The organism is Chromohalobacter sp. 48-RD10, from assembly GCF_029889785.1.
Classification (GTDB): domain Bacteria; phylum Pseudomonadota; class Gammaproteobacteria; order Pseudomonadales; family Halomonadaceae; genus Chromohalobacter.
On sequence record NZ_JARANX010000105.1, the window covers coordinates 1 to 1,982 of the forward strand.

At 61.6% G+C, this 1,982-nt stretch carries 1 protein-coding gene; it reads right to left on the minus strand.

Features of this window, described 5'->3' with window-relative positions:
- Window positions 1–95 precede the first annotated feature (95 nt).
- The gene (locus OP496_RS17430) at window positions 96–1,475 is read right to left on the minus strand and encodes an aminotransferase class V-fold PLP-dependent enzyme (RefSeq protein ID WP_280565143.1); all 1,380 of its coding nucleotides are present in this window, start codon (window positions 1,473–1,475) and stop codon (window positions 96–98) included.
- Window positions 1,476–1,982: the final 507 nt, after the last annotated feature.

A 1,982-nucleotide genomic window follows, 5' to 3' on the forward strand; every position in this document is an offset into this window, starting at 1 on the left:
GCATTTTTGCGACTAAATATAGTTGCATTATTGCAAGCCCGCAGCCCGCAGCCCGCAGCCCGCAGCCCGCAGCCCGCAGCCCGCAGCTCGAAGCCTTACCCCCGCGTTTCCGCCGGCCGTTCCAGCAAGGGCTCCAGCGTCTGCAGGCAGGTCGCGATCTCTTCTTCACTGTTGTAATGGCTGACGGATAAACGCGTCGCGGCTTTATACCCAAACGGCGCGAGGGCGCGCACCGCCTGGGGCGAAGATAAAAGCTGGGCGGCGATGCCGGTGGCCGCGAGCCACTGCACCACCTTCCACGCTTCGATTCCGCGGACATCGAATGCCACTGTGCCGTCCCGCCATAGCGCATGCGGCGCGCCGATCACTCGCACACGTGGATGGCCGTGCAAACCGCATCGCCACAGCGAGGTGGGCGATGCGCTCGCCTCCGGTGTCGCCGGTGCCTCGGGAAAGCCATGCAATAGCCGGTTCAGCAACGCCCCCTCATGGGCCTGAATGGCATCGCCCGCCGCCTTTAAGCGTGAACACCGGGGCGGGGGGCCGGTGAAATGCGTGCCCAGCCAATCGAGATACGCCACCCACTCGGTAATGCTCGCCAGGGCCGTGGGCTCCTCACCGCTATGCGGCGCCATCAAGCTGCTCGGCGGCGTGCCGCGCATGGCCAGTGACAAACGCCGCGATAGCCACACAAACCCCTGCCGCGGGCGACAGAAGATCGCCTCCGCCCCCACCACATACGCATCGACCTCCCAATGCGCCACCGTAAGCGGCGCATGCGCGGCATGATGCTCCCCCATGACCAGAATGAAACACGCCGGCGCCACCTTGTGTATAGCGCGAGCAATCGCCGCCACATCCTGGCGCATGCCGGTGAAAGGGCAGGTATGCACGAGCGTCGCAACGCGTGTCTCCGGCGTCACGCAGTGAGCATACTCCGCCACTTCCAGCCGGCCAGTCAGCGGATTGACCGGCACCGTCGCACTGCTCAACGCCCGCTGCCTTGCATGCAGTGCGATGGCGGTCATCTCCTCGGCGGAAGCCAGCGCCGTCGTCACGACATGGCTCCCTCGAGGCGCCGCTCCCAGCGCCAACGCCAGTACCCGTGCCCAACCTTCCGCCGTACTCGGCGCCCGCCAAAGCGGGTCATGCGATGCCTCCGAAGACGCCCCTAACCAGGTCGCGAGATCTTCCCAGCCATGGGTGGTCAGCATCGCCTGGATATGATGACCCGGCGCATCCGTCTCCAGCGGCACCGGCAAACTCGCCAGCTCCGCGCCTACCTGCATCGCCGCCTTCAGCGCCAGCGGCTCGCCGACGCCGTTCAAGTGGATTCGCTTGCCATCGATGGGGCAGTGATCGACGTAATAGAAATGCCCCCGCACCTGCCGCAGCACCTGCGGCGGAAAGCCGGTCGCCTGGCCGCACATCGCCGAGCTAGCGCCGTGCGAAGATTCGTGCTGGGATTCGTGCATTGAATTTGCCGCGTTCGTCATCGCCATACCTCAACCTCCCTCCATGCAGGCGTAACCATTAGTATCAGAAATTTAGTAACTAAAGGTCAAGTTAAGCACATATGAAGGCATATTGCATTAGTAAAAAACGAATTACGATATGCGGCTTGCAATCAATATCCCGCAGAGTGCGAGTAATGCAGTGTAAGCATTCATTAACGTTGGGTTATTAAAGTAATTCCTGTAGCATCCGAAATTCAATATTAAACAAGCTTTTATTAGCGCGCTGCTCGTCGCGACACGTTTCGGTGACGTGAAAAAGCGCGCAGTTCAAACCAAAGCGTCATGGCCATACGCAGTGGCCACTGCACTCAGCGCTGCAGGCAGTAATCGGCCCGGTGAGTGGAGGCGCGAGTCGTACCGGCCAACGCCGGTCAAGGGAACAACGAAGGGTAAAACCTCTATGGCAACGGACATGGAAACGCAACGCGTGCGTCCCGAAGATGACGAAATCGACCTGGCGCAGCT